Source organism: Nocardia sp. NPDC004722 (assembly GCF_053601505.1).
The window spans coordinates 1-1,016 of sequence record NZ_JBSGBY010001127.1 but is presented as its reverse complement, the minus strand read 5'-3'; the positions used below and the strand labels follow the sequence as shown (position 1 = coordinate 1,016).

Here is a 1,016-nt window from a genome sequence, read left to right as displayed (position 1 = left end):
GCACCTAGCGTGAGGGTATGTCCGAGCAGGTCGAAACGCAGGTGTCCGGGGTGGTGCGGGATCGGCGGATCGGGGTGGTCGACAGTCTGCGAGGGGCCGGATCGGCCTGCGCCCGGGTCACGTCGATGCCGGAACCGGCGGCCAGGCGCAGCGGGTACACGCTGGTGAACCAGCCGACGGTGCGTGCGGTATCGGCCTCGGCCGACACCCGTTCGTCCTCGCGGCCATGCCCTTCCATGGCCACCAGCGCACCCGCGGTGGGGTCCTGGCCGTGTTCGGCTCGCCAGGTGTTGAGCGTGAGCACCCAGGCGGCAAGCAGGAATTCGTGGATTCCGGCGGCTCGATCGCCCGCACCGGTGGCCGCGAGCAGGTCGCGTGTCGCCTCGGAGTCGGTGAAGGACGGGGTGATCCGATAGGAATCCCAGGTGTCGATGCGCGGATCCGGTCGGCGGCGGCCGAGCGGGGCGTCGCCGCCCGCCAGCTGACCGGCCCAGAACTCACGCTGGGACTGCACCTCACGGCCCGGGGCACGGGCGGCGAGCAGCTGACCCCAACGGCGGTAGGAGGTGGATTCCGCTGGGAGACAGGGCTTCTCGATGGTCTCGAGCTGCTGCCAGGCATCGGCCAGGTCTCCGAGGATGATGTGCCAGGACACCGGGTCAACCGCGAGATGGTGCACGGTCAGCAGCAGCACATCGCCCGACGGACGGCGGAATCGCACGGCTTGCAGCATGATTCCGGCGGACGGGTCGATGCGGTCGATGGCTTCGCGTGAGCGAAGTTCCAGCGCGGCACCGAGATCGGCGGCCGCGTCCACCTCGGTCAGCACCTCGGACGCGCGCACCGCGCCGGGTTCCCGGGTGAGCAGCCGTGGCTCGCCGCCGGTGTGTTCGAGCCGCGCGCGCAGCATGTCGTGACCGTCGAGGAGGGTTTGCAGCGTGGCTTCCATTCGCGCGGAGTCGATTCCGGACGGAAGCGTGACCAGCGTGGACAGTGTGAGCCGCCGGTAGCCGCCA

The 1,016-nt window shown here is 70.3% G+C and carries 1 protein-coding gene; it reads right to left on the bottom strand.

From position 1 onward, the window contains the following. Positions 1-4: 4 nt before the first annotated feature. On the bottom strand, positions 5-1,016 hold a 1,012-nt coding region (locus ACWELQ_RS46270; RefSeq protein WP_452403284.1), incomplete at its 5' end, for a condensation domain-containing protein.